At 40.3% G+C, this 2,161-nt stretch carries 2 protein-coding genes; both read right to left on the bottom strand.

Annotation, left to right across the window (positions count from 1 at the left end):
- The coding region (locus PLK24_RS10945; protein ID WP_324479074.1) for an ABC transporter ATP-binding protein at nt 1–731 on the bottom strand (731 nt) is incomplete at its 3' end.
- Nucleotides 732–872: 141 nt separating this feature from the next.
- The gene (locus tag PLK24_RS10950; RefSeq protein ID WP_324479076.1) at nt 873–2,042 is read right to left on the bottom strand and encodes an ABC transporter substrate-binding protein; all 1,170 of its coding nucleotides are present in this window, start codon (nt 2,040–2,042) and stop codon (nt 873–875) included.
- Between the last annotated feature and the right edge of the window lie 119 nt (nt 2,043–2,161).

Below are 2,161 nucleotides of genomic sequence, written 5' to 3' on the forward strand. Positions count from 1 at the left end.
TTATTTTGTATTTCTTCAGGAGTACCCTGGGCAATCACCGAACCATAATCTAATACCTGAATAATACCGGCTAACCCCATCACAAAAGGCATTCGATGCTCAACGATAACCAGAGTGAGATGGAATCTCTCCTTAATTTGGAGAATAAGCCGGGCCAAATCTTCTGACTCCCCGGTATTCATTCCTGCCGATGGTTCGTCTAAAAGTACCACCTTTGGATCCGTCATCAAGGTTCGAGCAATATCTAATTTTCTTTGCAATCCATAAGGCAAATTGGTTGCCAGTTCATCCCTATATTGAGATAAACCAAAAATATCCAACATGGTATCAACTTTTTTTTGTACTTCCCTCTCGGAGCGAAAAAAACCCGGTAAATTGGAAAGCGAAGCAACAAAAGAATAATGTAAATGGATGTGGTTAGCAATTTTTAAATTCATCTCAACATTAAGTGATGGAAAAAGCCGAAGATTTTGGAAGGTTCGAGTTAAGCCAACCCGGGTTACCTGGTCGGGACGAAAATCAGTTATATCAATTTGATTAAAAACAATGCGACCTCGATTGGGTTTTAAAACCCCGCTTAAAAGATTAAAAATAGTTGTTTTTCCAGCACCGTTGGGGCCGATAAGTCCGTAAACCATTCCCAGGGGAAGTTCAAGGCGGTAATCACTAACTGCGGAAAGGCCCCCGAAATTTTTCCACAAATCAGTCACTTTCAAGATTGGATCAGGCATTTCTTTCTCCGTTCATAGATCTCTCTTTTTAGACTGCCGGGTTAAGACAATCTAAATTTCATTAAAAAAGGAAACGACGAAGGAAAGATAGAGCAAAACAAAAGCGGACTCATATCAATGAGTCCGCTTTTAGTAAAAATGCTATTTTGCAATGGTTGGATCGGACAAATATTCTGGAGCAATTTGTTTAACTGTAACAAACTTTCCATCTTTCACTTCAATGACCGAAACTGACTTATTTGGAATCTGACTGCCACCTTCATAGCTGATAGTTCCAGATACTCCCTGAAAATCTTTTATTTGGGCTAAACCTTCTGGAATCTTTTCCGGAGCATCACTTCCAACCAATTCAATTGCTTTTGCCATTAATTTCACTGCGTCATATCCTAATGCCGCAAAAGCATTCTCGGGTGGGTTTCCGTACATGGCCTGATAATCAGCCTTGAATTGCTGAATAATTGGGCTGGGATCTTCTAATGAAACGTGAGTAGCAAAAATGACACCTTCGGCAGCTTCTCCACCGGTTTCAACTAACAGTGGCGTGTCAAAACCATCTTCACCATACATTGGGATGGTAACTCCATTATCTCGCAATTGTTTGGCAATTAAACCACAATTATCAGGTATAGCACCGACATAGACAAAATCAACTTCGCCTCTATCTTGATATTCTTTTAAACGAGCGGACATGGCGGAAAAATCTTTCCAGGTTACTTCAAAGTAGTCTTCATAAACAACTTCACCACCATAGTGTTTTAAAGCATCGGCAAAGAAAGCACAGACAGCAACACTAAAATCAACCGCGGTATCTACCCAAACGACGCCTCTTTTCAACCCAAGGTCTTTCACTGCATATTCGGCAATTGCTGATGCTTGAGCATTATCTCCAAAACAAGCTAGCCAAGCCCCAAAACGTTCAGGAATACGAGGATGGGTAGCTCCTGGAGTCATAAAAGGAACTCCGTATTCTTTCGCCATCGAGGCGGCAATATTCACCCAATGGGTATCTCCATAACCGATTAAAGCTGATACTTTTTCGTTTTCAACCAGTCGAACAACGGCAGCACTGGTTTCTCCCTCATCTGCCTTAGTATCAATAACTTTCAAGTCTATCTGACGACCTAATACACCCCCAGCCTTATTAATTTGTTCTGCTGCCAATTTCGCACCATTGGCACTGGGGTTATCAATTGATGCCCAAGGACCGGTCAGATTCATAACAATTCCAATTTTTATTGGTTCTTGAGCAAAAACCATGGTTCCTGCCAACACAACGAATAACGCAAGCATTATAACAAGTAATCTTTTCATAAATAAACTGCCCTCCTCCAAAATATTATTTTTATTATTTATACCTTCAAGGACACTATTCGTCAATATTAAAATGACTCGCAAAGGAATTTGTTTCTCTTTTTGAGCATTTATTGATC

The organism is Atribacter sp. (assembly GCF_035418125.1).
GTDB lineage: Bacteria > Atribacterota > Atribacteria > Atribacterales > Atribacteraceae > Atribacter > Atribacter allofermentans.

Coding starts and splice junctions, on each gene's coding strand:
- PLK24_RS10950 (WP_324479076.1), bottom strand. CDS start 2,042: ATGAAAAGATTACTTGTTATAATGCTTGCGTTATTCGTTGTGTTGGCA.